We start from the raw sequence: 23,100 nt of genomic DNA on the forward strand, positions 1-23,100 counted from the left end.
GGACAATTGTGATGGAAATCAGTTTGTTACAAGGTCTGCTGCTTGGCATCCTGGCGTTTTTCGCCGGACTCGACCTGTTCAACGGTCTGACCCACTTCCACCGTCCCGTGGTGCTTGGGCCGCTGGTTGGCCTCATCCTCGGCGACCTGCCTACCGGCATTCTGGTGGGCGGTACCCTGGAGCTGGTCTGGATGGGACTGGCCCCGCTGGCGGGGGCGCAACCGCCCAACGTCATTATCGGCACCATAGTCGGCGCCACCTTCGCCATCACCACCGGAGTCAAACCGGATGTGGCAGTCGGGGTTGCCGTTCCCTTCGCCGTGGCCGTGCAGATGGGGATCACCTTCCTCTTCTCGGTGATGTCGGGGGTGATGTCCCGCTGCGATCGCATGGCCGAAGCGGCTGACGTGCGCGGTATCGAGCGGGTCAACTACCTGGCGCTGCTGGCTTTGGGCACCTTCTACTTCCTATGTGCCTTCCTGCCCACCTACTTCGGGGCCGAACATGCCAAGGCAGCCATCGACGTGCTGCCTGCCCGCCTCATCGATGGCCTCGGTGTTGCTGGCGGCATCATGCCCGCCATCGGTTTTGCCGTGCTGCTCAAGATCATGATGAAGAACGTCTATATCCCCTACTTCATCCTCGGTTTCGTTGCTGCCGCCTGGCTCCAGTTGCCGGTGCTGGCCATCGCCGCCGCCGCGCTGGCCATGGCCCTGATCGACTTCATGCGCACCACCACCCCGCAAGCTCGTCCTGTTCAGGAGGAAACCGAAGATGGCATCTAACAACACAGCTGCGCGGATCATCTCCAGCGCCGAACCGCACAATACCCGGCCACAATCCGACGACACCTATGAAGATCAGCAGCTTGGCGCCGAGTTGACCAAGCAGGATATCAACCGCTTTGCCTGGCGCTCCCTGCTGCTGCAGGCCTCCTTCAACTATGAGCGGATGCAGGCCTCCGGCTGGCTCTATGGATTGCTGCCGGCACTGCAGAAGATCCACACCAATCCACGGGATCTCTCCCGGGCCATGAAAGGGCACATGGGTTTCTTCAACACCCACCCCTTCCTGGTCACCTTCGTGATGGGGATCGTGCTGGCGATGGAGCGCTCCAAACAGAACGTCAACAGCATCCAGAGCACCAAGATTGCCGTCGGTGCACCGCTCGGCGGGATCGGTGATGCCATGTTCTGGCTCACCCTGCTCCCCATCTGCGGCGGCATAGGGGCCGATTTGGCACTGCAAGGCTCCATCATGGGGGCCGTGGTCTTCTTCCTGCTGTTCAACGTGGTCCACTTCGGCCTGCGTTTTGGTCTGGCGCACTACGCCTACCGCATGGGGGTAGCGGCCATTCCGGTCATCAAGGCCAACACCCGCAAGGTGGGCCATGCCGCCTCTATCGTCGGTATGACGGTGATCGGCGCGCTGGTCGCCACCTATGTTCGCCTTGGCACCACGCTCGAGATCACTGCCGGTGATGCAGTCGTCAAACTGCAGGTGGATGTGCTCGACAAGCTGATGCCCGCCTTCCTGCCGTTGCTCTACACCCTGGCGATGTACGCCCTGATCCGCAAAGGCTGGAGCCCGCTGCGCCTCATCGTCATCACGGTGGTACTCGGTATCGTCGGCAAGTTCGCCGGTTTCCTCTAATCCGGAGCCGGCAGCAAGCCGGCCCCCTTTGCAGTAAAGGAACAGACTATGTTGGGCATCATTATTTGTGGTCATGGCGGTTTCGCCAGCGGTCTGGAGCGCGCCATGCTACAGATCCTCGGCGAACAGGAAGCGGTTATCGCCATCGACTTTCCCGAGAGCTCCACCACCGCCCTGCTGCAGGCACAGTGCGAAGCGGCGCTGGCAGAGGTCGACAAGGGGGATGGCGTGGTCTTCCTGACCGATCTGCTCGGCGGCACCCCGTTTCGGGTCGCCTCAACCCTCTCACTGCACCAGCCAGAGCGGGAGGTTATTACCGGTACCAACCTGCAACTGCTGCTGGAGATGGCGCTGGAGCGCGATGGCCTCAGCGCCCGTGAATTTCGCCGGCAGGCCCTTGATTGCGGCCACCGGGGTCTCACCTCGCTGGCGGATGAGATGGGTAAAGAGCGTCAGGCTGATGCCGCTCTCGTCGAGGAGGGCATCTGATGACCTCACGGATCCGTGCCCGTCGCCTGCTGACCGAACAGGGTTGGCTGGAACATCAGGAGCTGACCCATGAAGGGGGCATCATCACAGCCATCGATCCCATCACGGATGGCGCTCTGGCACGGGATGTCGAGCTGCTGGTGCCTGCGCTGATCGACGGTCATGTCCACGGCGGTGCTGGCGTCGATGTCATGGATAGCGATGGCAATGCCTTGGCAACCTTGTCGATGGCCAAGGCGGCAGAAGGGGTCGGTGCTTTTCTTGCCACCACGGTCACCGCCCCACTCCCCGAGATAGAGCAAGCCCTTGCCCGCATTGCCGATGGCGTTGCCCGTGGCATGCCGGGCGCCGAGCTGCTCGGCTGCTATCTGGAAGGGCCCTACTTCACTCCGGACAACAAGGGCGCCCACGATCAGGCGCTGTTTCGGGAGCTGGATATTGCCGAGCTGAACCACCTGCAACAGCTGGCGCACGGCAGCCTGAAGGTGGTCGCACTGGCACCGGAAAAGCCCAATGCCATCGCAGCCATTCACCATCTTGCCGCAAACGGCGTGCGGGTAATGCTGGGCCACTCGGCGGCGGATCACGACACCACCATGGCGGCGCTGGCAGCGGGCGCCTCCGGGCTGGTGCACTGCTTCAACGGCATGCGCGGTCTGCACCACCGCGAACCCGGCATGGTCGGTGCGGGCCTTGTCCATCCCGCAGCCTGGCTGGAGTTGATCGCCGATGGCCATCATCTCCACCCGAGCGTGCTCAAGCTCTGTCACTGCTGCGCCGGCCAGCGCCTGCTGCTGGTTACCGATGCGATGCGCGCCGCCGGTATGCCCGACGGTCACTATCTGCTTGGCAACTATCGGGTCGAGATGAAAAACGGTGTGGTACGCACCGACACCGGCGGTCTGGCGGGCAGCACCCTCACCCTGCTTGGCGCTGTACGCAACATGGTGCAGCTGGCGGATGTGCCGCTCGATGAAGCCATCGCAATGGCCTCGCAGGCACCCGCAAAGATGCTCGGCATTGCCGATCGCCTCGGTTCACTAGCGGTTGGCAAACAGGCCAACCTGCTCGCTCTCACCACTGAACTCAATCAACAACACATCTGGGTGGCTGGCCGGGAGATAAACCAGACCCAGCTCTCCTCCCTTTTCTCAGGATCTCGCGTCAATCAGGACGCTCAGGAGTCACTATGTATCTGATCTCTTCCCATGAAATGCTCAAAGATGCCCAGCGCCGCGGCTACGCCGTACCTGCTTTCAACATCCACAACCTGGAAACCGTGCAGGTGGTGGCTCGCACCGCCGCTCGCATGCGCTCTCCGGTGATTTTGGCTGGCACACCGGGTACCTATCGCCATGCCGGGGTCGAGTATCTGGTCTCCATCTGTCAGGCCGCGGCCCATGAGTACCGCATCCCGCTGGTACTGCATCTGGATCACCACGAAGACGAGCAGGACATCCACAGCAAGGTCGAAGCGGGTATTCGCTCCGCCATGATCGATGCCTCGCACTTTCCGTTTGAAGAGAACATCGAGAAGGTGCGCAGCGTGGTGACCTTCTGCCACCGCATGGGGGCCAGCGTCGAAGCGGAGCTGGGTCAGCTGGGCGGTCAAGAGGATGACCTCATCGTCGATGCCGCTCATGCCAAATTTACCGACCCGCTCAAGGCGGCCGAGTTTGTCCGCCGTACCGGTATCGACTCGCTGGCCGTAGCCATCGGTACCGCACACGGCCTCTACAAGGAGGAGCCCCGTCTGGACTTTGCACGCCTCGCCGCCATTCGCGAGCAGGTGGATATTCCGCTGGTGCTGCACGGTGCCTCCGGTGTACCGGAAGCCGATGTGCGCCGCTGCATCGAGCTCGGGATCTGCAAGGTCAACGTTGCGACCGAACTGAAGATCGCCTTCGCCGATGCGATGAAAGCCTTCCTTGGCTCTCATCCGGATGCCAGCGACCCGCGCCAGTATCTGGTGCCCGCCATGGCCGCCATGGAGGAAGTAGTCGAGGCGAAAATTCGTATGTGTATGAGCGAAGGGCGGATTTAACACTTATTAAAATAACAAATTAAACAAGCATGAAAACAATCAAAATATGGATAACTAAGGTTTAATTTTGAGTGTTTTTGTGCTTTTTTTGAGAGATATGACCAACAATTCACAAGAATACTTATTTTGGCATCATCATACATATTATATAATATTTTAATACTGAGTTCAGGGATTACAACGTGATGAAAAAAAGTAACTTCCGTAATGTGGTTTTCTGCTTGTCGATGATCACCCCATTTTCTACCCCTGTTTTTGCAGTTGATAATTATAGCTTAGAGCAGGTTGTAGTCGTTAGTCGTCATGGATTAAGAGCTCCGTTAGCGACTGGAGATAGTGCATTAGCGAGAGTAACACCTCATGATTGGCCATCATGGGATACCCCTGGGAGTTACCTGACTACTCGAGGTGGTGTTTTAGAATCTTATTTTGGAAAATACTTTGCTGACTGGCTTGACGAAACCAATCTAGTTAAAAAAAATATTTGCCCCAGTGATAAAGATGTATATATATACACGAACAGTATGCAACGTACGATTGCCACAGGGCAGCATTTTGCCATAGGTGCGTACCCAGGATGTGATCTCACTGTTAATCATCAGAAAAAATTTAACAGCATGGATCCTATTTTTAATCCAATCATTAAAGATGGCTCTGAGAAATTTAAAAAACAGGCATTGGTCGCGATAAATGCTCGGGCTGGTAAAGATGGTATAACGGGTCTGAATCATGACTTAAGACCATCTTACAAACTAGCAGAAAAAATAGTTGATTATAAAAATTCATATGATTGTAAGGGAGAGCTAAACTGTGATTTGGCAAAATCCCCAACTGAACTCAGTGTTAAAATAGATCAAGAGCCGGGAGTTAGCGGCCCACTACGAACTGGTACAATTATTTCTGATGCCATAATATTGCAACTCTACGAAGGCTTCCCCATGAATCAAGTTGGTTGGGGAAAAATAAAAAATGGTACTGATTGGAAAAGTTTAGTTGAAATTAAAGATTGGTATACGGATGTTTTATTTTCAGCACCAACAGTTGCCAAACACATATCCAAGCCATTAGTCAGATACATCAATGGAATTATGGACAACAAAAATAGTGCTAAATTTAATTTATTAGTCGGTCATGATTCAAATATAGCCTCATTGCTGGCTGCACTTGACATAAAAGAATACAACCTCCCTGAACAATATGAAAAAACGCCTATCGGAGGTAAAGTAGTATTTCAACGTTGGGTTGACAATGAAACAAAAAAAGAATTAATGAAGGTTGAATATTTTTACCAAACAACAGAGCAAATACGAGGCATGAGTGTATTGAATAGAGGTAATCCGCCAAAAAGAGTTGTTTTAGAAATGAAAGGTTGCCCAGTGAATAGGAATGGATTCTGTGATTTTAGTGCGTTTAAAAAAACCATACAAGCATTAGTAAATTGACATTGCAAATATGCCTTATTGTTTTGTAATTTTCTTTTTTAACATTAACTTTTTTGTCGAGTATTAAAAATTAACGCTAAATTATAACATGGCAGCAGATCTGGGAGATAGGAGTTATGGTTCAAACATCCTTGCGAAATAAGGTATGGGAATTTGCCCAGAGTTTGGGGAAAACATTTATGTTTCCCGTCTCTCTGATGGCATTCATGGGATTACTGCTGGGGGTGGGATCATCCATCACCAGCCCCTCCACCATAGATAATTTTCCTTTTCTTGGTGGGGAATATACCCAGCTCGTCTTCAATCTGGTGGCAACCGTTGGCAGCTTCGGCTTTACCTATCTGCCCATCATGTTTGCCATCGGCATTCCGATGGGATTGACCGAAAAGAACAAGGGTGTCGCGGCCTATTCCGGTTTCGTCGGCTATATGGCGATGAATATCGGGATCAACTTCTATCTCGCCAGTACCAGTCAACTGGCTTTGCCGGAAAATATCAAACTGGCGGGGCAAGCCATGGTGATGGGGGTTCAGACCCTCTCCATGGGGGTGCTGGGTGGCATAGTGTCGGGGATCGTGACCTACTTCATCCATCGCCGTTTCTATAACCTCAAACTGCACGACGCCTTCTCGTTCTTCAGCGGCCTGCGCTCCGTGCCCATCATCACCGTGCTGGTCATGTCGCTGATAGGTCTCGCCATGCCGCTCTTCTGGCACTATGTGGCGCTCGGTATTACTGCGGTCGGTAACATGATCATCTCTGCCGGCTCTTTTGGTGCCTTCCTCTACGGGGTGGCCATCAACCTGCTCAAACCGCTCGGTCTGCACCACATCATGCTGGCCATGGTGCGCTTTACCCCGGCAGGCGGTACCGAGCTGGTCAATGGCGAAACCATTTCCGGCGCGCTCAATATCTTCTTCGCCCAGTTGAAAGCGGGTGAACCCATCAGCCCGGCAGCAACCGCCTTCCTGTCGCAAGGGTTTATGCCGACCTTTATATTCGGTCTGCCTGCCGCGGCGTTAGCCATGTATATGGCAGCCACGCCCGGCAATCGAACCAGAATCAAGAGCCTGATTATCTCCGGGGTACTGGTCTCTATCGTGACCGGTATTTCCGAGCCCATCGAATTCCTGTTTCTGTTTGTCGCACCGGTACTCTATCTGTTCCATGTCTTTATGACCGGCGCCGCGCTCTTTGTGGTGGCCATGTGTGGCGTCACCATCGGCAATACCGATGGCAGTGCACTCGACCTGCTTATTTTCGGCATCATGCAGGGCTGGCAAACCAAGTGGTATCTGATTATTCCCATTGGCCTTGTCTGGTCTGCCATCTATTTCACCGTCTTCTACTGGTACATCAAGAAATATGACATCAAGACCCCCGGCAGGGATGAGGTCGATGATATCCAGATTGCGAAACACGACCCGGCCGTGATCCTGAGTGCCCTCGGTGGCAAGGAGAATATCATCAGCCTGGACAACTGCGTCACACGGCTAAGACTGGTGGTACACGACATGGGCAAGCTGCAGGAGAAGATCCTGAAACAGGCTGGCGCTCTCTCCGTCGTCAAGATCGACGAGCACAGCGTGCAGGTCATCATTGGCGCTCAGGTTCAAACCGTGAAGGATAATCTCGATGCTCTCCTGTAAAGATCGGGAGGCCCTGCGCCTCCCAACCCCTTCTGCCGACTTGCAGCCCTCCCGTTTCGACGAGTTGGCAGATCGCATCAGCGACAAATGTCGCAAGTGGGATATGAAAGTGATCGAGAGCCGCTTTGGCCCTGTTCCTGCCGACAGCATTCCCATGTGGATTGCCGATATGGATTTCAAATCACCGCCGGCTGTAGCTCGCAAGTTCAGCGAAATCATCAGCTGGGGCACCTTCAGCTACACCCACTGCATCGATGATTTCTACGAGGCGGTCATCAACTTCCAGGCCCGCCACCACAAGGTCGCAGTGGAGCGGGAGTGGATCACCCTCTCCTATGGCACCGTCTCTACCCTGCACTACACGGTGCAGGCATTCTGCCAGCCGGGTGACAGCATCATCATGAACACCCCTGTCTATGATCCCTTTGCCAAGGCGGCCGAAAGGCAGGGGGTCAAGGTTGTCGCCAACCCGTTAGCCCTGAGCAAGGGGCGATACCGGATCGATCTGGCGAAGCTGGAGGAGCAAATCATTGGCCACAAGCCCAAAATCTACTTCCTCTGCTCGCCCCACAACCCGTCGGGTAGGATCTGGAGTCAGGCCGAACTGACAGCCGTTGCCGACATCTGCCTGCGCCATCAGGTGTTGATGATGGTCGATGAAGTGCATGCCGAGCACATCATCCATGGCGATTTCGTCTCCTTTCTGGCGCTGGAGGAGCGTTACCGCAACAACATGATGCTGATGAGTTCTCCCAACAAGGCATTCAATCTGGGTGGATTGAAAACCTCCTACAGCATCATTCCAAATCCGCAGGTCAGAAGCCGGTTCAGAGCGCACCTTGAGCAGAACTCCATCACTTCTCCCAATGTGTTCGGGCTCTGGGGCATTATCACCGCCTATAACGAGTGCGATGAGTGGCTGGCCGAATTGAATCTCTATCTGAGAGAGAACTACACCCTGCTGGCGCGCTACTTCAGGGAGAACCTGCCCGACTTCCAAGTCATGCCGATGGATGCCTCCTATCTGGTCTGGGTCAATACCAAAGGGAGCGGAATGAGCGCGAGCGAGGTGACCCACAGGTGGGCAGTCGAAGCGGGGGTCATCATCGAAGATGGCTCCCACTACGTCAGCGATGGCGAAGAATATGTGCGGATCAACATAGGCACCTCCCGCCAACTGCTCGGCGAGGCGCTGCAGCGTCTGGGAAAATGGGCACAGCAGCAGGCCTGACGGCTGTCGATATTCCCATCGGCAGAAACAACAAAAGGGACGCCATGGCGTCCCTTTTGTTTCATATGGCCACTGTGCGTTGCCAGTGCCCGAAGCATCAGATCCCCTGACGGGCTTCCTGCATCAGCAGGCGCATATCGCTCACGGCCTTGGCCAGACCATCGAAGGCGGCGCGGCCGATGATGGCGTGGCCGATGTTGAGCTCATAGAGCTCGGGGATGGCAGCGATGGCCTTGACGTTGTGGTAGTGCAGGCCGTGGCCGGCATTGACCTTCAAGCCCTTGCCTGCGGCATAGGAGGCACCGGCAGCGATACGCTTGAACTCGGCGTTGCGCTCGGCATCGGTGGTGGCATCGGCGTAACGACCGGTATGGATCTCTATAAAGGGGGCGCCACTCTCGGCAGCCGCATCAATCTGGATGGGATCGGCATCGATAAAGAGCGAAACCTGCGCCCCCACCGCGGAGAGGCGGGCAACGGCGTCAGTCACCTTGTCCAGCTGACCGGCCACATCCAGACCGCCCTCTGTGGTCACCTCGGTGCGCTTTTCCGGCACCAGACAGACGAAGTGGGGTTTGATGCGGCAGGCGATGCCGATCATCTCTTCGGTCACCGCCATCTCCAGGTTCATTCTGGTCTGGATAGTCTGACGCAAGATCTCCACGTCGCGGTCGGTGATGTGGCGACGATCTTCACGCAGATGCACGGTAATGCCATCGGCCCCAGCCTGCTCGGCCACGAACGCGGCCTGTACCGGATCCGGATACTGGGTGCCACGGGCGTTGCGCAGAGTCGCGATATGGTCGATGTTCACACCCAGATAGATTTCACTCATTGAGAACTCCTTGAAAGGCTTCATCTGTTGACTGCGCGGTCAGCGAATCACACCGCGCCAATATCCGTATGTCTGTAATCTGTGTCAGCCTTGCATACTGGCTTTGCGTTTTAAAAACAGCTCCCGGCTCTTTAGCTGGCGCTTGCCCAGATAGGGTTGCAGTGCCAGTCGGCTGAAACGTTTGGCCGCCTGCAGCAAGGGAGGGGTATCGAAACGTCCCTCGGCAAAGGCGAGCAGGTGGGCACCGAGAAACAGGGTACGGGGATCCGGCGCCCGCTCGCAAGCAACAAAGCCCAATTCACGCTCGAAGCCATAGAGCAGGGTCGGCTCGATGGGCGACTCGTCATCCGCCGTGTATTCGAAATCCACCGCATAGCCGAGCGCCTGCAACAGCAGGAACTCGAAGCGACGCAGCGGCAGCTCCGGCGTCTCGCCATCGGCCAGCGCCATGATGGCTCGGGCATAGGCATCAAACACTTCGGGGAAGGGGGTGTGCGCTTCCAGCAGGTAGTAGACCAGCTCGTTGAGATAGAGGCCGTAGAAGAGGCGATCGCCGCCGAGACGCAGGGAGTGATCCGGGCATTCGACCTGGGTGAGGTTCTTGAGATCGCCCTTGCCGCGCCAAGCGATGGTGAGCAGGGTAAAGGGTTGCAGCAGCCCCTTGAGAGGGGAGCGTGGCCCGCGAGAACCGCGAGCCACCAGAGTAAATCGGCCACTATCCTGGGTGAAGACCTCGACCAGCTGGCTGGTCTCCCGATAGGGCCGACTGTGGATGACGAAAGCCGGGGTCAGCAATCAGTCGTCACCATACCCGAGGCTGCGCAGGGCGCGCTCATCATCAGCCCAGCCCGACTTGACCTTGACCCACAGCTCGAGGTGCACCTTGTTCTGGAACAAACGTTCCATATCGAGGCGCGCCTCGGTGCCGATGGTCTTGATCTTCTCACCCTTGTTGCCGATGACCATCTTCTTCTGGCCATCGCGCTCGACCAGGATCAGGCCGTGGATGTGGTAGAGACCGTTCTCTTCCACCTTGAAGCGCTCGATCTCCACCGTCACCGAGTAAGGCAGCTCCTCACCGGTGAAGCGCATCAGCTTCTCGCGGATGATTTCGGAGGCCATAAAGCGGGAGGAACGGTCAGTCACGTAATCTTCCGGGAAGAAGTGGACGTTTTCCGGCAGCAGATCCTTGGCCCACTCGCGGATCTTCTCCACGTTGGTGCCCTTTTCGGCACTGATGGGCAGAATATGGGCGAAGTTCATCTGTTGGCCCAGCCACTCGAGGTGCGGCAGCAGATCTTCTTTCTCTTTGACGTTGTCGATCTTGTTGACCGCCAGCACCACAGGGCACTTGAGATTGCGCAGCTTGCCCAGCACCATCTCGTCGTCTTTGGTCCAGTGGGTACCATCAACCATAAACACCACCATGGCCACATCCCCCAGCGAACTGGTGGCGGCACGGTTCATCAGGCGGTTAATGGCCCGTTTCTCTTCAATGTGCAGACCCGGGGTATCCACATAGATGGTCTGGTAGTTCTCCTCGGTATCGATCCCCAAAATCCGGTGACGGGTGGTCTGGGGCTTCTTCGAGGTGATGCTGACCTTCTGGCCAAGCAGCTTGTTGAGCAGGGTGGACTTGCCCACATTCGGGCGGCCCACGATGGCGACAAAGCCGCAATAAGTGGTATCTGTCATGACAGTTTTTCCAATGCTTGCTGCGCCGCGGCCTGTTCGGCCTTGCGACGGCTGGTGCCGACCCCGACGAGGGGACCATCCAGACCTTCCACGTCACACTGGACAGTGAACTCCTGGTTATGTGCCTCGCCCTTGACGTTGGTCACAGTGTAGGTCGGCAGGGATTTGCGGCTTCCCTGCAAAATTTCTTGCAGACGGGTCTTGGGATCTTTCTGCTCGATGCCCGGCTTGATCTCTTCCAGGCGGCTGGCATACCAGCTCAGCAGCAGTGTCCGCACCGTCTCAAGATTGGTATCCAGATAGACGGCACCGATCACCGCCTCGACCGTGTCGGCCAGAATGGATTCGCGGCGAAAACCGCCGCTCTTGAGTTCGCCGGGACCGAGGATCAAGTGATCCCCGAGGTCAAACTCCCGGCCCAGTTCGGCCAGGGTCTTCTCGCGCACCAGGGTGGCGCGCATCCGGCTGAGATCCCCTTCCGCCGCTTGCGGGAAGCGGTGGAACAGATCGTCGGCAATCACCAGACTCAAAATCGAGTCACCCAGAAATTCCAGTCGCTCATTGTGACGGGAACCGGCGCTGCGGTGAGTCAGCGCCCGGGTCAGCAGTTCCAGATCCGCAAAGACATGCCCGAGACGGGACTGCAGTCTGTTCATCTTGATATTCATTTACTTGATTCCGCCAATGCGGTTGAAGCGCACACCTGTCGGTACCCAACTTGGCAGCAGGGAGCCTTCTTCGCGCTCGAATTCAAAACTTATCCAGATAGCGACCGCCTTGCCGACCAAATTCTGCTCGGGCACAAAGCCCCAGAAGCGGCTGTCGGTGCTGTTGTCGCGGTTGTCGCCCATCACGAAATACTGGCCTTCCGGTACCACCCACTCGTCGGGGTAGGTGCCGGGCTGGCGATAGTAACGGCCAACCATGTCGGGCATCAGCGGATTGCGCAGGGTCTCGTGGGAGACATCACCCAACTGCTCGGTATAGCGGTCAAGGGGGATCCCCATCTGGGTAAATTCGCCTCTTTGTTCAAACTTGACGTCGAGCTTCTTGAAGCCCGGGCACGTTTTCCCTTCCTGCTCTTCGCACTTGGGCCGGATCATCAGCTCCTTGTTGCGATAGATGACCCGATCACCCGGCATGCCGACCACCCGCTTGATGTAGTCAACGCGCGGTTCAAGGGGATACTTGAACACCACCACGTCGCCACGCTTGGGCTCGCCGGTCTCGAGGAACTTGGTGTTGGTCACCGGATCCCGCAGACCATAGGCAAATTTTTCCACCAGGATGAAGTCGCCCACCAGCAGGGTGGGCATCATGGAACCTGACGGGATCTGGAACGGTTCAAAAATGAACGAACGCAGGATCAGCACAAAGGTGATGACCGGGAAGACCCCGGCGGTCTGTTCAATCCAGACCGGCACGGGGGCCACCTTGGCCAGGGTCTTCTCATCCAGGTGGGCACCGCCATGGGCACGAGCCACGGCAATCTTGGCGGCGCGCTGCTTGGACCAAATCATCTTGTCCAGACACCAGATAACACCGGTGATCGCGCAGACCACCACCAGGATCAGGGAAAACGTGCTTGCCATCTATTAATCCTTTCCGACGTGGAGAATCGCGAGGAAGGCTTCCTGCGGCACGTCGACACGGCCGAGGGACTTCATCCGCTTCTTACCTTCTTTCTGCTTGTTCAACAGTTTCTTCTTACGACTCACGTCACCACCGTAGCACTTGGCGGTTACGTCTTTACGCAGAGCCTTGACGGTGCTGCGTGCGATGATCTGGTTGCCGATGGCCGCCTGAATGGCGATATCGAACATCTGACGCGGGATCAGCTCGCGCATCTTCTCCACCACCTGACGACCGCGATACTGGGCGTTGTCCTTGTGGGTGATGATGGCCAGGGCATCGACGCGCTCACCGTTGATCATGATATCCAGACGGACCATGTCGGAGGTTTCGAAACGCTTGAAGCCGTAGTCCAGCGAGGCGTAACCGCGACTGGTGGATTTCAGACGGTCGAAGAAGTCGAGCACCACTTCCGCCATCGGGATTTCATAGGTCAGCGCCACCTGCTTGCCGTGGTAGACCATGTTGGTCTGCACGCCACGCTTCTCGATACAGAGGGTGATCACGTTGCCCATGTACTCCTGCGGCAGCAGGATATGACACTCGGCGATCGGCTCGCGCATCTCCTTGATGCTGGTGATGGCGGGCATCTGGGCCGGGCTGTCGATGTGGATGGTGGAGCCGTCGGTCAGCTCGATCTCGTACACTACGGTCGGCGCCGTGGTGATCAGATCCAGATCGTATTCACGCTCCAGACGCTCCTGAATGATCTCCATGTGCAGCATGCCGAGGAAGCCGCAACGGAAGCCGAAGCCCAGTGCAGTAGAGCTCTCCGGTTCGAAGAATAGGGAGGCATCGTTCAGGGAGAGCTTGTCGAGGGCGTCACGGAACGACTCGTAGTCATCGCTGGAGATAGGGAACAGACCCGCATAAACCTGCGGCTTCACCTTCTTGAAGCCGGCCAGCGCCTTGTCGGCACCGTTCTTGGCCTGAGTCAGGGTATCGCCCACCGGCGCGCCGTGGATGTCCTTGATACCGCAGACAACCCAACCTACCTCGCCACAGCCCAGACCCTGGGTATCCACCTGCTTGGGCGTGAAGATACCGATACGATCGACACCCCACACCTGACCGGTGCTCATCACCTTGATCTTGTCGTTCTTCTTCAGGGAACCGTTCTTGATCCGCACCAAAGAGACAACACCCAGATAGGAGTCGAACCAGGAGTCGATGATCAGCGCCTGCAGCGGGGCATCCGGGTCACCTTCCGGTGCCGGGATCTTGGCAACGATCTCTTCCAGCACCAGATCAACACCCAGGCCAGTCTTGGCGGAGCAGCGCACCGCATCGACCGCATCGATACCGACGATGTCTTCGATCTCCTCGGCAACTCGCTCGGGTTCTGCGGCCGGCAGGTCAATCTTGTTCAGCACCGGCACCACTTCCAGATCCATTTCCATGGCGGTGTAGCAGTTGGCCAGAGTCTGTGCCTCAACCCCCTGGCCGGCATCCACCACCAGCAGCGCCCCTTCACAGGCCGCCAAAGAGCGGGAGACCTCGTAGGAGAAATCCACGTGGCCCGGGGTGTCGATAAAGTTCAGCTGGTAGGTGTTACCGTCTTGTGCCTGGTAGTTCAGGGTCACACTCTGTGCTTTGATGGTAATGCCGCGCTCGCGCTCCAGATCCATGGAGTCAAGCACCTGAGCCTGCATCTCGCGGTCGGACAAGCCACCGCAAGTCTGGATCAGACGGTCCGACAGGGTCGATTTACCGTGGTCGATGTGCGCAATAATCGAAAAGTTACGAATGTGTTTCATCGAGCAAGAGTCACTCAAAATTAGTTAAGGTCAGTTATGGAGGCGCGATTTTACTGGATAACCCGGCTGACGGCCATTCTTTAGTCGCCAGCGCCAGTGAAATAGCGCCTGTTCAGTCAGGGGAGGATGCGGACAGGGACGACAACGCCGAGCATCTGCGGGCCGTAACGCCCCTGATCCAGGCGGTTGGAAAAGTAACGAACCAGTAAAAAGCCCAGCACGCCCCCCAGCAGGCAGCAGAGAATGGTAATCCCCTCCCCGCCCGAGAGCAGCGGCGCCAGCCAGAGCTGCCCCAGCAAGGCGCCGGCCAACAGACAGAAAAGCGGCAGCACATAGACCAGCGCGGCCCCGCGCAGCAGACTCTCCTGCGGGATACCGAGCCTCACTTGCTGGCCAACCCGCACCTCGGCGGTCAGCCTGACCCGCAAGCGGGGAGCTTTCAGGGGAAACGCCTTGGCCACGGTGCCGGTACCGCAGTTGGATTGCTGCTGACAACCACTGCAGGCGGAGCGACGCTCGCACTCCACCCAAGCATGGTCACCCTCAATGGCCACCACGGTCGCCAGCTCTTCACTCATCTCATTCACGGCAACACCTCGGGTTCACACAATCAGGGGATCTGACCACGACTCGCCACGCTCGGCAAGCGGGGAAGAACCCCGCATCCCCCGTTACTGCACCGCTTCGTTGCGGGCCAGCGGCTGGACCGACTCGGCGATGCGCTTGGCGGTTTCGGCAGGCACCTCGCCGACCACGGTGATCTCGACCCCCACCTCGTTGACATAGCTCACCAGCGAGGTCGCCCCCTGGCGGATCAGCTGCTGGCGCACCGCCTGCTTGGGATCGACCCGGGAGACGTAGACCGAGAGATCTACCAGCCCGTCGGAGAGCATCATGTAATCCACCGGCATACTGGTGGTCACCAGCTGGTGCCGGTCTTGCGACAGCACCTTGAAGCCATCGGGCAACCAGGTGATCTGCCAGTTCAACTGCTGTTGCGGCGCCGGATAGGCATCCTCCAGCGCCAGCGCCGGGGGCTGCTTGCTGTTGGCCAGCTTCACCAGCCAGGGGGCCGGTTTGCTCTGCAGATCCAGTTCGACACCAAGTACCTGCTCCACCAGATTGCCTTCCCGCTCGACCATGTCGATCCGCAGCAGCAAGTGGCTCTGCTCGTCAATCCAGAGCACGAAACCATATTTATCGGCCTCTTTAGGCACCAGCCTTACCACCTGCGCCACCACACCGGCAACCCGGCTGCGACCGGCCAGCACAGGATCATAGCTCTCCAGCACCTGTGCCAGCGGCATCTTCACCAGGGTCGACCAGATGCCGGGGAAGCGGGCATCCTTCAGGGTGTAGGGATCGTGGCTGTTTTCAAAGAAGGTGTATTCGTTCTGGCGCTGGAGATACTCGATCGCCTTGCCGTCGAGGTAACTGAGGTGGGCCACTTCCTTGCCGTTGATGACGGCATGGCTGATCCGGATCGGTTCAAGACGCCCCTGACGGGCCTTGACCATGGACAACTCGAAATTCTGTTGCTGCACGGCACTCTGCATCTGCTGCAACAAGGCCTCGGCCGACTTATCGTCGGCCGAGGCCTTGGCACTAATCAGCAGGAGAGAGGCCAGCAAAATACGGCTGGACTGGCGCACGTTTGTATCCCTGACAATTCGTTATTGTTGGATCTGTCTGTCTTGCAACAGGCGCTGCTGCAACTGGTGGTCACGCAAGAAGGCGTTAATCCGCTCCCGCTGCTCCTGCATCTGCTGTTCGGTCAGCCCTTGCTGACGGGCACGGGCGCCATCCTGTTGCGGATAGTGAACACTCACCGGCGCCGCACTGCCACCGATTGGAATGGTATTGAGCACCGGATTGGCCGGAACGCCATCCTGCCCCTGATACTGCTGCACCCCGAAGATAACGGCAGCGGCCACGGAGGCGGCAATGGCATATTGACCCAGTTGCTGACCGACACGGCGGAACAACGGAACCACATTGGCATCTGTCTTGACCGGCGCAACGGCAGGTTGCAGCACGGGAGCCATCTCGACCGGCTTGGGTGCCAGTATGGTGGGCTCATCCTCCAGCGCAGCCATGATGCTGTCACTGAGATCCAGTTGCAGATTGACCGGCAGGTCACCCCGCATGGCATCGCCGATCAGGTGGTAACGACCCCAGGTATCTTGCAAGTCGGAGTCCATCTCCAGCTCGTTCAGTACCTCTGCGTCACTCAGGTCACCATCCATCAGGGCAGAGATTTGCTCTTTATTTGCCATAAGTTAACCCGTCTTTCCCCAGTTAATTCTCGATCAGAGGTTGCAGCTTTTTATCGATTGCTTCCCTCGCCCGGAAGATACGGGATCTGACCGTACCCACAGGGCAATCCATGATTTCGGCAATCTCTTCGTAGCTCAGCCCTTCCAGTTCGCGAAGGGTGATAGCTGTCCTCAGGTCTTCCGGCAATGCCTCTATGGCTGAAAACACGGTGCGTTTGATCTCGTCAGTCAGCGCCAGGTTTTCGGGGGTTGAGACCTCTTGCAAGGCTTCACCACCACCATAAGACTCCGCTTCGTCAGCCTCCACATCACTGCTGGGCGGCCTGCGCCCCTGGGAGGTGAGATAATTCTTCGCCGTGTTCACGGCAATTCGGTACAACCAGGTGTAAAAAGCACTTTCGCCACGGAATGTCGGCAATGCACGGTAGGCTTTTATAAAGGCCTCTTGCGCCACATCGGGCACATCACCGGGATTGTTGACATACCTGGCAACCAGGTTGACCACCTTATGCTGGTATTTTTTTACCAACAGGTTGAAAGCTGCTTTATCGCCGCGCTGGACCCGTTCAACCAGCTGTTCGTCCAGTAGATTCTGGTCGCTCATCAGAGCCGTAAAACCCCCATCAGGTTATCGTTTTTCTTTTCCGGCCCTTCCTAAGCGCACAAGTTCAGACAGGGAGAATCAGAGAAAGTTCGCTTCAATTGAAAAAAATGTGATGCAGGCTGCATCCTCGCCCTCGCTTGGGCTACCATGGTGCCAGTTCTTAATCCAGGCCAATGATACTTATGAAAGCAAGTGTTGAATACCTTTGCGATGTACTGATCATTGGCAGCGGTGCCGCTGGTTTGTCACTCGCGTTGCGATTGGCAGACCACGCCAAAGTCCTGGTTCTGAGCAAGGGGCCCATCAGTGAAGGGGCCACTTTCTATGCGCAAGGAGGCATCGCTGCCGTTTTCGACGAAACCGACAGCATCGAATCCCACGTGAGCGACACGCTCAACGCGGGCGCCGGGTTGTGTGACCCGGCAGTAGTCGAGTTCACCGCACGCCACGCCCGCGAGTCCATCCAGTGGCTCATTCAGCAAGGGGTCCCCTTCGATCAGGAGGAGAACGCCGATGGTGAATCCCAGTACCACCTCACCCGGGAAGGGGGCCACAGCCATCGCCGCATCTTCCACGCGGCCGACGCCACCGGCAAGGCGGTGCAGCTCACCCTGATCGATCAGGTGCGCGCCCACCCCAATATCCAGCTGATGGAGCGCTTCAACGCGGTCGACCTCATCACCACCCGCAAGCTCAACCTGCCGGGCAACAAGGTGCTGGGCGCCTACGTCTGGAACCGCAACGCCGAGCAGGTCGAGGTGATCCGCGCCCGTTTCGTAGCGCTGGCCACCGGTGGAGCCTCCAAGGTCTACCAGTACACCTCCAACCCGGATGTGAGCTCTGGCGATGGCATCGCCATGGCGTGGCGGGCCGGTTGCCGGGTGGCGAACCTGGAGTTCAACCAGTTCCACCCCACCAGCCTGTTTCACCCGGACGACCCCAACTTCCTGCTGACCGAAGCGCTGCGTGGCGAGGGGGCCTATCTGCGCCGCCCGGACGGCAGCCGCTTTATGCCGGAGTTCGACGAGCGGGCCGAGCTGGCGCCACGGGATATCGTCGCCCGCGCCATCGACCACGAGATGAAGCGGCTCGGGGCGGATTGCATGTATCTGGACATCAGCCACAAACCGGCCGATTTCATCATCAAGCACTTCCCGACCATTTATGAGCGCTGCCTCGCGGTCGGCATCGACATCACCAAGGAGCCGATGCCCATCGTTCCAGCCGCCCACTACACCTGTGGCGGCGTGATGATCGACAACAACGGCCAGACCGATATCCCCGGCCTCTACGCCATCGGCGAAGTGACCTACACCGGTCTGCACGGCGCCAACCGCATGGCCTCCAACTCCCTGCTGGAATGCGTGGTCTATGCCCATCAGGCGGGTGCCGACATTCTGGCCAAGCTGCCGATGAGTGTGGAGCCGCCGCGCCTGCCGGTGTGGGACGAGAGCAAGGTGGAAGATTCCGACGAACTGGTGGTGATCCAGCACAACTGGCACGAACTGCGGTTGATGATGTGGGACTACGTGGGGATAGTGCGTACCAACAAACGCCTGGCCCGCGCCAAGCGCCGCATCGACCTGCTCAAGCAGGAGGTGCAGGAGTACTACGCCAACTTCCGCGTCTCCAACAACCTGCTGGAGCTGCGCAACCTGCTACAGGTGGCCGAGCTTATCGTCAACTGCGCCCTGCAGCGCAAGGAGTCTCGCGGCCTGCACTACAACCTGGATCATCCGGATATGCTGCCGGACTCCAAACCGACCGTGCTGACCCCGGAGCGGGATTAATCCCCCTTCCTGCCAAGCGTTGCAGCAATCAGTGACCCCGCCCCGGCGGGGTCACTTGTTTTCAACCGCTTTTCAGTCACAAAAAGAGTGTCGCCAGCCACATGGCAACAGCTTATCGCGATAAATCAGCGCATGGTCATCACTGAAAGCAGGAATCAGCGCCGGGACGGCAGAAAGTGGATGGCTCGCGCCAGCAGGCGGTAATGTTCGGGGGGAAGGGCGTCGGAGAAGATCCAGAGTTGCCGTGGCGACACAGCTCCACTCTCTTGCGGCTCGGGACAAAGCGCCAGCCTGAGCACGCCGGGCAAAATGCGGCTTTTCTTGCCGAGCTGATAGCGGCAACCTTGCCACTGTAGCCACTGGCCATCCCAGACAAGCTCGAACGGGGGCGCGACGAGGGAGCGCCAGCTCAGCCAGAGCGCCGCCAGCCAGACGGGCAGCAACAGCGCCCACTGCCAACCGGCAATCAGGCCAGCCACCGGCCAAAGCAGCAACAGAAAGAGGGCCACCAGCAAACATTGCTGATGGCGGGAGGGGTGAACCGTCATGATCACCCGCTCCACGGTATTATCCCTGGCGGTCGTGGCGCGCCTGATTGCGCTCCAGGATCATCGGGATCATGGCGGCAAATGCGGGATCGGCAGGGACACCATGACCCATGCACCATTTGAACAGATCCGGATCGTCGCTCGCCAGCAGGCGGATAAAGGTCTGCTGATCGGCTTCGCTCAGGGAGTCGAACTCGTGTTCGAAAAAGGGCATAAAGATCACATCCAGCTCGAGCATACCGCGACGGCAGGCCCACTTCAGGCGGGATTTTTCAACTGGGCTCAACATGGCACTCTCCTTACAAAGACCGGGGGATGGTACCAGCTGGATTTTCCGGCTGACAAACATTAGTTACGTCTTTACCATGCAGCTCACATACTTTCTCTCTGGAATACCATCGTGAGCCTGCAACCACCTGTTTTTCCTGCCGAGCCGACCCGCTTCCCCCTGACCAAGCTGGCCATCACCCGTATCAGCGGCCAGGATCGCGCCAAATATCTGCAAGGTCAGGTCACCTGTGATGTCAACGCCCTGCAACCGGGGCAACAGACCCCGGGCGGCCACTGTGATCCCAAGGGCAAGCTGTGGAGCAATTTCCGCCTGCTCTGCCTCGACGACAGTCTGCTGCTGCTGACCAGCCCTTCGGTACTTGAGCGTCAGCTGCCGGAGCTGAAGAAATTTGCCGTCTTCTCCAAGGTCGAGATCACCGCAGACGAACGCCACGCCACCGGGATCGCCGGTGCGGGCAGCGATGAGTGGATCGCCACGCAATTTGGCCTTCTGCAGAGCGGTCTTATCGACGGCGGCATGGCGGTGAAGATTGAGCAGGATCGCTGGCTGCTGGTGAGCAATCAGCAAGCCGACGCCCTGCCGCAAGGTGACGAGTCACTCTGGTGGGGGCTCGAGATCAAGGCGGGCCTGCCACACATGGAAGCGGTGCATCAGGGGGAGTTCATCCCGCAGATGCTCAACCTGCAGGCACTGGACGGCATCAGCTTCAACAAGGGCTGCTACATGGGGCAAGAGACGGTGGCCCGCGCCAAGTATCGCGGCGCCAACAACCGCGCCCTGTTCCTGCTGGCGGGGACTACCGGCGAGCAGGTCGCCAGCGGCGATACCCTTGAGCTGCAACTGGGTGACAACTGGCGCCGCAGCGGCATGGTGCTCAACGCCTGGCAACAGGCCCGGCAGGTGTGGCTCACCGCCGTACTGCCGAAAGATACCGAGGCTGACGCCCAATTCCGCCTCAAGCAGGACGAAGGCTCCCGCCTCACCCTGCAACCCCTGCCTTACGCCCTGACCGAGTAAGGTCGGCTAGCGAGGCACCCGCGCCAGCAGGGCCTCCTTCAACCAGCGCCCCGCCTGCCCCAGCGGGCGGGCGCGATGCCACTGCAACTCCAGCGCCAGCGCGTGGCTGGCGATAAAGTCCGGCTCCAGCACCACCACTTCGCCGCGAGCCAGCGGCTGATGCAGCAGAAATTCCGGGATGGCGGACCAGCCAAGGCCCCGCTTGACCAGCTCCAGCACCCCGAGATCCCCCTCGACCCACCACACCTGAGCCGAGATGCGAAAACGCTGGCGCTCGCTCCCTTCACGTCGGCCGGTCACCATCAGCTGACGAGCCCCCTGCAGATCGACCTCCCGCAGCGGCTGCTTGCGGGCCAGCGGATGATCCGGTGACACCACCAGCGGCATGGTCACCTCCCCCAGCGAATGGGCGACAATCTCTCGCTGGGGATGCACCTTCTGATAACTGATGCCGAGCTGGGCCCGGCCGGTCACCAACATCTCGGTCACATCCTCCATCAGCGGGAAGAGCAGCTCCAGCTCCACGGTCGGGTAACGAGTGGCGAACTCCTCCAGCAGGGTGCCGAGCCAGGGCAAGTGGGAGTCATCATCGATGGCCAGAGTGAACCGCGTCTCCACCCCGGCCGCCAGCTCCCCGGCAATGGATTGCAATCGTTCACTCTGCGCCAGCAGGATCCCCGCCTCTTGCACCATGCGGGCCCCCGCCTCCGTCAGCTGCGGATAGCGGCCGCTGCGGTCAAACAGGGTGAGCGCCAGATCGATCTCCAGATTGGCGATGGCGCTGCTCACTACCGACTGCGCCTTGCCCAGCTTGCGGGCAGCGGCGGAGAAGGAGCCGCTCTCGGCGGCGGCCAGCAAGATTTTCAGTTGTTCCAGCGATGGATTCACCCTTCGGCTCCTCTTTTTAGCCCCCGACAGGCCTGTTATCTATCTATTTTAGCGATAGATACCAACGTGAAACCATCGCAATTTAGCGATAGATTGCCCCCATGTTTTCAACGTGACTGTTCAAGAGAGTGATTTATGCGTACCCGTAACGACCGCATCCGCCAAGCCATCGGCTTTGAAGTGATTGGCCTGTTCATTGCCGCCCCGCTGGCCAGCTGGGCGACCGGCATTCACCTCAGCCACATGGGGCCGCTGGCGCTCTTCTTCTCGGTGATGGCGACCCTCTGGAACTACGTCTACAACATCGGCGTCGACAAGCTGCTGCTCAAATATCAGGGCCACACCTACAAGAATGTCTGGCAGCGGGTGGTGCACGCCATCGGCTTCGAAGGGGGTCTCCTGACCGTGGCCCTGCCGGCCATGGCCTGGTGGCTCAACGTCAGCATGCTGGAGGCGCTGGTGCTGGATCTGGGCTTCGTTGCCTTCTATCTGGTCTACGCCTTCGTCTACAACTGGGTTTACGACAAGGTATTCCCGATCCCGGGCGAGTCGATGCCGCATCTGCAGCAGAATGCACTGGGTTGAAGGGAGACCGGCAACAAACGGTAAAAACAGGGCACCATCATGAAACCTGATGATGGTCCCGGAGAGGAGGTCGGGGCGCGCTGACCGGGCGGTCAGCGGCAGGGGTTCAGGCTTGAGCCTTGGCGGCTTCGCTGCTCTCGGCCTCTTCGCTCTCCTGTTGGGCCTGAGCGGCCTGCAGCGCTTCCAGCTCGCTCTGATAATCGCTCAGGATCTGCTGGGCAACCGCCATATCTCCCTTGTGTTTGCGCTCGAACAGATGGTGCTGCACCACGCCGTTGAGATACTCCACTGTAATGGGCTGCTCCAGGGTGGCCATCAGCTCCTCTTTCTCCAGCTCGGCATTGATTTCATCGGCGGTCGTGCGCAGCAGCCCGGCCAATTGAACCAACATGCGGCGCTCACCTTCGCGCAGCAGGCTCAACATGCGGTTTCTCTGCTGCTCATTCTGTTGGGTCATACATTTCCTTACGTCAATTGGGAACAAGCCCGCTCATTCTGCCCTGTCCCCATGACAGCGTCTATCTCATGCCCCCCACAAATTTTTGGCGCTGGCTCACAAATGGCTACAGATGCTATTTGAAGCGCCTCTGGGGTATAGTAGCCCCTGATTTTCAGGCGCTTTTTTCACCTTCATCCACAGACAGGGATGAGACGGCAAGGGCGCCTGCCCGGT

Annotated in this window: 25 protein-coding genes; 11 read left to right on the forward strand and 14 right to left on the reverse strand. The window is 58.1% G+C overall.

Going from position 1 to position 23,100, the window contains the following annotated elements:
- The first annotated feature begins 11 nt into the window (after positions 1-11).
- The 8 genes from agaW to AB5Y76_RS13560 all read left to right on the forward strand — a co-directional run bounded on the left by agaW (position 12) and on the right by AB5Y76_RS13560 (position 8,508).
- Entirely contained in the window at positions 12-785 is a 774-nt protein-coding gene (gene agaW, locus AB5Y76_RS13525; protein ID WP_005354369.1) for a PTS N-acetylgalactosamine transporter subunit IIC, read from the forward strand.
- Positions 775-1,653, forward strand: a complete 879-nt coding sequence (agaE, locus tag AB5Y76_RS13530; protein ID WP_263718669.1) for a PTS N-acetylgalactosamine transporter subunit IID — start codon at positions 775-777, stop codon at positions 1,651-1,653. Before agaW ends, agaE begins: the two co-directional genes overlap by 11 nt.
- Before the next feature lie 48 nt (positions 1,654-1,701).
- Positions 1,702-2,142, forward strand: a complete 441-nt coding sequence (gene agaF / locus AB5Y76_RS13535) for a PTS galactosamine/N-acetylgalactosamine transporter subunit IIA (RefSeq protein ID WP_167567027.1) — start codon at positions 1,702-1,704, stop codon at positions 2,140-2,142.
- Positions 2,142-3,341, forward strand: coding sequence for an N-acetylglucosamine-6-phosphate deacetylase (gene nagA / locus AB5Y76_RS13540; RefSeq protein WP_263718662.1), 1,200 nt, complete (start codon positions 2,142-2,144; stop codon positions 3,339-3,341). The genes agaF and nagA overlap by 1 nt, the downstream gene beginning before the upstream one ends.
- Positions 3,332-4,186 (forward strand): tagatose bisphosphate family class II aldolase, encoded by an 855-nt coding sequence (locus AB5Y76_RS13545; RefSeq protein ID WP_263718660.1) that lies wholly within the window; start codon positions 3,332-3,334, stop codon positions 4,184-4,186. Before nagA ends, AB5Y76_RS13545 begins: the two co-directional genes overlap by 10 nt.
- A gap of 185 nt (positions 4,187-4,371) precedes the next feature.
- A complete protein-coding gene (gene agp / locus AB5Y76_RS13550) occupies positions 4,372-5,628 on the forward strand; it encodes a bifunctional glucose-1-phosphatase/inositol phosphatase (protein WP_005335382.1) in 1,257 nt (418 codons plus the stop codon).
- 179 nt (positions 5,629-5,807) lie between these two features.
- Entirely contained in the window at positions 5,808-7,277 is a 1,470-nt protein-coding gene (gene malX, locus AB5Y76_RS13555; protein ID WP_257725508.1) for a maltose/glucose-specific PTS transporter subunit IIBC, read from the forward strand.
- The gene (locus AB5Y76_RS13560) at positions 7,264-8,508 is read left to right on the forward strand and encodes a MalY/PatB family protein (RefSeq protein WP_263718655.1); all 1,245 of its coding nucleotides are present in this window, start codon (positions 7,264-7,266) and stop codon (positions 8,506-8,508) included. The genes malX and AB5Y76_RS13560 overlap by 14 nt, the downstream gene beginning before the upstream one ends.
- Before the next feature lie 97 nt (positions 8,509-8,605).
- Here the strand turns inward: AB5Y76_RS13560 and pdxJ are convergent, their stop codons facing one another.
- From pdxJ to rpoE, 10 genes are all read right to left on the reverse strand, one after another.
- Positions 8,606-9,343 carry a pyridoxine 5'-phosphate synthase gene (pdxJ, locus tag AB5Y76_RS13565; RefSeq protein ID WP_005335389.1) on the reverse strand — a complete coding sequence of 246 codons (738 nt, stop codon included), beginning with the start codon at positions 9,341-9,343 and terminating at the stop codon, positions 8,606-8,608.
- A gap of 84 nt (positions 9,344-9,427) precedes the next feature.
- Positions 9,428-10,138, reverse strand: a complete 711-nt coding sequence (gene recO / locus AB5Y76_RS13570) for a DNA repair protein RecO (protein ID WP_005335391.1) — start codon at positions 10,136-10,138, stop codon at positions 9,428-9,430.
- Positions 10,139-11,038, reverse strand: coding sequence for a GTPase Era (era, locus tag AB5Y76_RS13575; protein WP_042053921.1), 900 nt, complete (start codon positions 11,036-11,038; stop codon positions 10,139-10,141).
- Positions 11,035-11,706 (reverse strand): ribonuclease III, encoded by a 672-nt coding sequence (gene rnc / locus AB5Y76_RS13580; RefSeq protein ID WP_005335394.1) that lies wholly within the window; start codon positions 11,704-11,706, stop codon positions 11,035-11,037. The genes era and rnc overlap by 4 nt, the downstream gene beginning before the upstream one ends.
- A complete protein-coding gene (gene lepB / locus AB5Y76_RS13585) occupies positions 11,707-12,630 on the reverse strand; it encodes a signal peptidase I (protein ID WP_005335395.1) in 924 nt (307 codons plus the stop codon).
- Positions 12,631-12,633: 3 nt separating this feature from the next.
- Complete coding sequence (gene lepA, locus AB5Y76_RS13590; RefSeq protein ID WP_005335396.1) at positions 12,634-14,427, reverse strand: translation elongation factor 4; 1,794 nt, start codon at positions 14,425-14,427, stop codon at positions 12,634-12,636.
- 116 nt (positions 14,428-14,543) lie between these two features.
- Entirely contained in the window at positions 14,544-15,005 is a 462-nt protein-coding gene (locus AB5Y76_RS13595; protein ID WP_040068038.1) for a SoxR reducing system RseC family protein, read from the reverse strand.
- Positions 15,006-15,098: 93 nt separating this feature from the next.
- Positions 15,099-16,079 carry a MucB/RseB C-terminal domain-containing protein gene (locus AB5Y76_RS13600; RefSeq protein ID WP_005335407.1) on the reverse strand — a complete coding sequence of 327 codons (981 nt, stop codon included), beginning with the start codon at positions 16,077-16,079 and terminating at the stop codon, positions 15,099-15,101.
- A gap of 21 nt (positions 16,080-16,100) precedes the next feature.
- Positions 16,101-16,703 (reverse strand): RseA family anti-sigma factor, encoded by a 603-nt coding sequence (locus AB5Y76_RS13605; RefSeq protein ID WP_184237587.1) that lies wholly within the window; start codon positions 16,701-16,703, stop codon positions 16,101-16,103.
- Positions 16,704-16,725: 22 nt separating this feature from the next.
- The gene (rpoE, locus tag AB5Y76_RS13610; protein ID WP_005335411.1) at positions 16,726-17,307 is read right to left on the reverse strand and encodes an RNA polymerase sigma factor RpoE; all 582 of its coding nucleotides are present in this window, start codon (positions 17,305-17,307) and stop codon (positions 16,726-16,728) included.
- A gap of 182 nt (positions 17,308-17,489) precedes the next feature.
- Here rpoE and nadB point away from each other — a divergent pair, with 182 nt between their 5' ends.
- A complete protein-coding gene (gene nadB / locus AB5Y76_RS13615; protein ID WP_005335413.1) occupies positions 17,490-19,097 on the forward strand; it encodes an L-aspartate oxidase in 1,608 nt (535 codons plus the stop codon).
- A gap of 155 nt (positions 19,098-19,252) precedes the next feature.
- Here the strand turns inward: nadB and AB5Y76_RS13620 are convergent, their stop codons facing one another.
- Together AB5Y76_RS13620 and AB5Y76_RS13625 are read right to left on the reverse strand one after the other, a co-directional pair.
- Positions 19,253-19,645 carry a protein YgfX gene (locus AB5Y76_RS13620; protein WP_263718690.1) on the reverse strand — a complete coding sequence of 131 codons (393 nt, stop codon included), beginning with the start codon at positions 19,643-19,645 and terminating at the stop codon, positions 19,253-19,255.
- Between the two features lie 19 nt (positions 19,646-19,664).
- Positions 19,665-19,934: a succinate dehydrogenase assembly factor 2 gene (locus tag AB5Y76_RS13625; protein WP_005335417.1), complete on the reverse strand. Its 270-nt coding sequence runs from the start codon at positions 19,932-19,934 to the stop codon at positions 19,665-19,667.
- Positions 19,935-20,045: 111 nt separating this feature from the next.
- Here AB5Y76_RS13625 and ygfZ point away from each other — a divergent pair, with 111 nt between their 5' ends.
- On the forward strand, positions 20,046-20,954 hold the full coding sequence (gene ygfZ / locus AB5Y76_RS13630; protein WP_263718639.1) for a tRNA-modifying protein YgfZ: 909 nt from the start codon (positions 20,046-20,048) through the stop codon (positions 20,952-20,954).
- Positions 20,955-20,960: 6 nt separating this feature from the next.
- Here the strand turns inward: ygfZ and AB5Y76_RS13635 are convergent, their stop codons facing one another.
- Complete coding sequence (locus AB5Y76_RS13635) at positions 20,961-21,842, reverse strand: LysR family transcriptional regulator (protein ID WP_263718637.1); 882 nt, start codon at positions 21,840-21,842, stop codon at positions 20,961-20,963.
- Positions 21,843-21,977: 135 nt separating this feature from the next.
- Here AB5Y76_RS13635 and AB5Y76_RS13640 point away from each other — a divergent pair, with 135 nt between their 5' ends.
- A complete protein-coding gene (locus AB5Y76_RS13640) occupies positions 21,978-22,427 on the forward strand; it encodes a PACE efflux transporter (protein ID WP_043849855.1) in 450 nt (149 codons plus the stop codon).
- 106 nt (positions 22,428-22,533) lie between these two features.
- On the opposite strand, the gene AB5Y76_RS13645 is transcribed toward AB5Y76_RS13640, so the two are convergent.
- Positions 22,534-22,884 carry a hypothetical protein gene (locus tag AB5Y76_RS13645; protein WP_263718634.1) on the reverse strand — a complete coding sequence of 117 codons (351 nt, stop codon included), beginning with the start codon at positions 22,882-22,884 and terminating at the stop codon, positions 22,534-22,536.
- Positions 22,885-23,100 lie beyond the last annotated feature (216 nt).

The sequence above is a fragment of the Aeromonas sp. R1-2 genome, from assembly GCF_040908505.1.
Classification (GTDB): domain Bacteria; phylum Pseudomonadota; class Gammaproteobacteria; order Enterobacterales; family Aeromonadaceae; genus Aeromonas; species Aeromonas veronii.

Bases quoted from the DNA above. Each gene is read 5' to 3' on its own strand.
- agaW (WP_005354369.1), top strand. From the start codon at position 12: ATGGAAATCAGTTTGTTACAAGGTCTGCTGCTTGGCATCCTGGCGTTT.
- agaE (WP_263718669.1), top strand. From the start codon at position 775: ATGGCATCTAACAACACAGCTGCGCGGATCATCTCCAGCGCCGAACCG.
- agaF (WP_167567027.1), top strand. From the start codon at position 1,702: ATGTTGGGCATCATTATTTGTGGTCATGGCGGTTTCGCCAGCGGTCTG.
- nagA (WP_263718662.1), top strand. From the start codon at position 2,142: ATGACCTCACGGATCCGTGCCCGTCGCCTGCTGACCGAACAGGGTTGG.
- AB5Y76_RS13545 (WP_263718660.1), top strand. From the start codon at position 3,332: ATGTATCTGATCTCTTCCCATGAAATGCTCAAAGATGCCCAGCGCCGC.
- agp (WP_005335382.1), top strand. From the start codon at position 4,372: ATGAAAAAAAGTAACTTCCGTAATGTGGTTTTCTGCTTGTCGATGATC.
- malX (WP_257725508.1), top strand. From the start codon at position 5,808: ATGTTTCCCGTCTCTCTGATGGCATTCATGGGATTACTGCTGGGGGTG.
- AB5Y76_RS13560 (WP_263718655.1), top strand. From the start codon at position 7,264: ATGCTCTCCTGTAAAGATCGGGAGGCCCTGCGCCTCCCAACCCCTTCT.
- pdxJ (WP_005335389.1), bottom strand. From the start codon at position 9,343: ATGAGTGAAATCTATCTGGGTGTGAACATCGACCATATCGCGACTCTG.
- era (WP_042053921.1), bottom strand. From the start codon at position 11,038: ATGACAGATACCACTTATTGCGGCTTTGTCGCCATCGTGGGCCGCCCG.
- rnc (WP_005335394.1), bottom strand. From the start codon at position 11,706: ATGAATATCAAGATGAACAGACTGCAGTCCCGTCTCGGGCATGTCTTT.
- lepB (WP_005335395.1), bottom strand. From the start codon at position 12,630: ATGGCAAGCACGTTTTCCCTGATCCTGGTGGTGGTCTGCGCGATCACC.
- lepA (WP_005335396.1), bottom strand. From the start codon at position 14,427: ATGAAACACATTCGTAACTTTTCGATTATTGCGCACATCGACCACGGT.
- AB5Y76_RS13595 (WP_040068038.1), bottom strand. From the start codon at position 15,005: ATGAGTGAAGAGCTGGCGACCGTGGTGGCCATTGAGGGTGACCATGCT.
- AB5Y76_RS13605 (WP_184237587.1), bottom strand. From the start codon at position 16,703: ATGGCAAATAAAGAGCAAATCTCTGCCCTGATGGATGGTGACCTGAGT.
- rpoE (WP_005335411.1), bottom strand. From the start codon at position 17,307: ATGAGCGACCAGAATCTACTGGACGAACAGCTGGTTGAACGGGTCCAG.
- nadB (WP_005335413.1), top strand. From the start codon at position 17,490: ATGAAAGCAAGTGTTGAATACCTTTGCGATGTACTGATCATTGGCAGC.
- AB5Y76_RS13620 (WP_263718690.1), bottom strand. From the start codon at position 19,645: ATGACGGTTCACCCCTCCCGCCATCAGCAATGTTTGCTGGTGGCCCTC.
- AB5Y76_RS13625 (WP_005335417.1), bottom strand. From the start codon at position 19,934: ATGTTGAGCCCAGTTGAAAAATCCCGCCTGAAGTGGGCCTGCCGTCGC.
- AB5Y76_RS13640 (WP_043849855.1), top strand. From the start codon at position 21,978: ATGCGTACCCGTAACGACCGCATCCGCCAAGCCATCGGCTTTGAAGTG.
- AB5Y76_RS13645 (WP_263718634.1), bottom strand. From the start codon at position 22,884: ATGACCCAACAGAATGAGCAGCAGAGAAACCGCATGTTGAGCCTGCTG.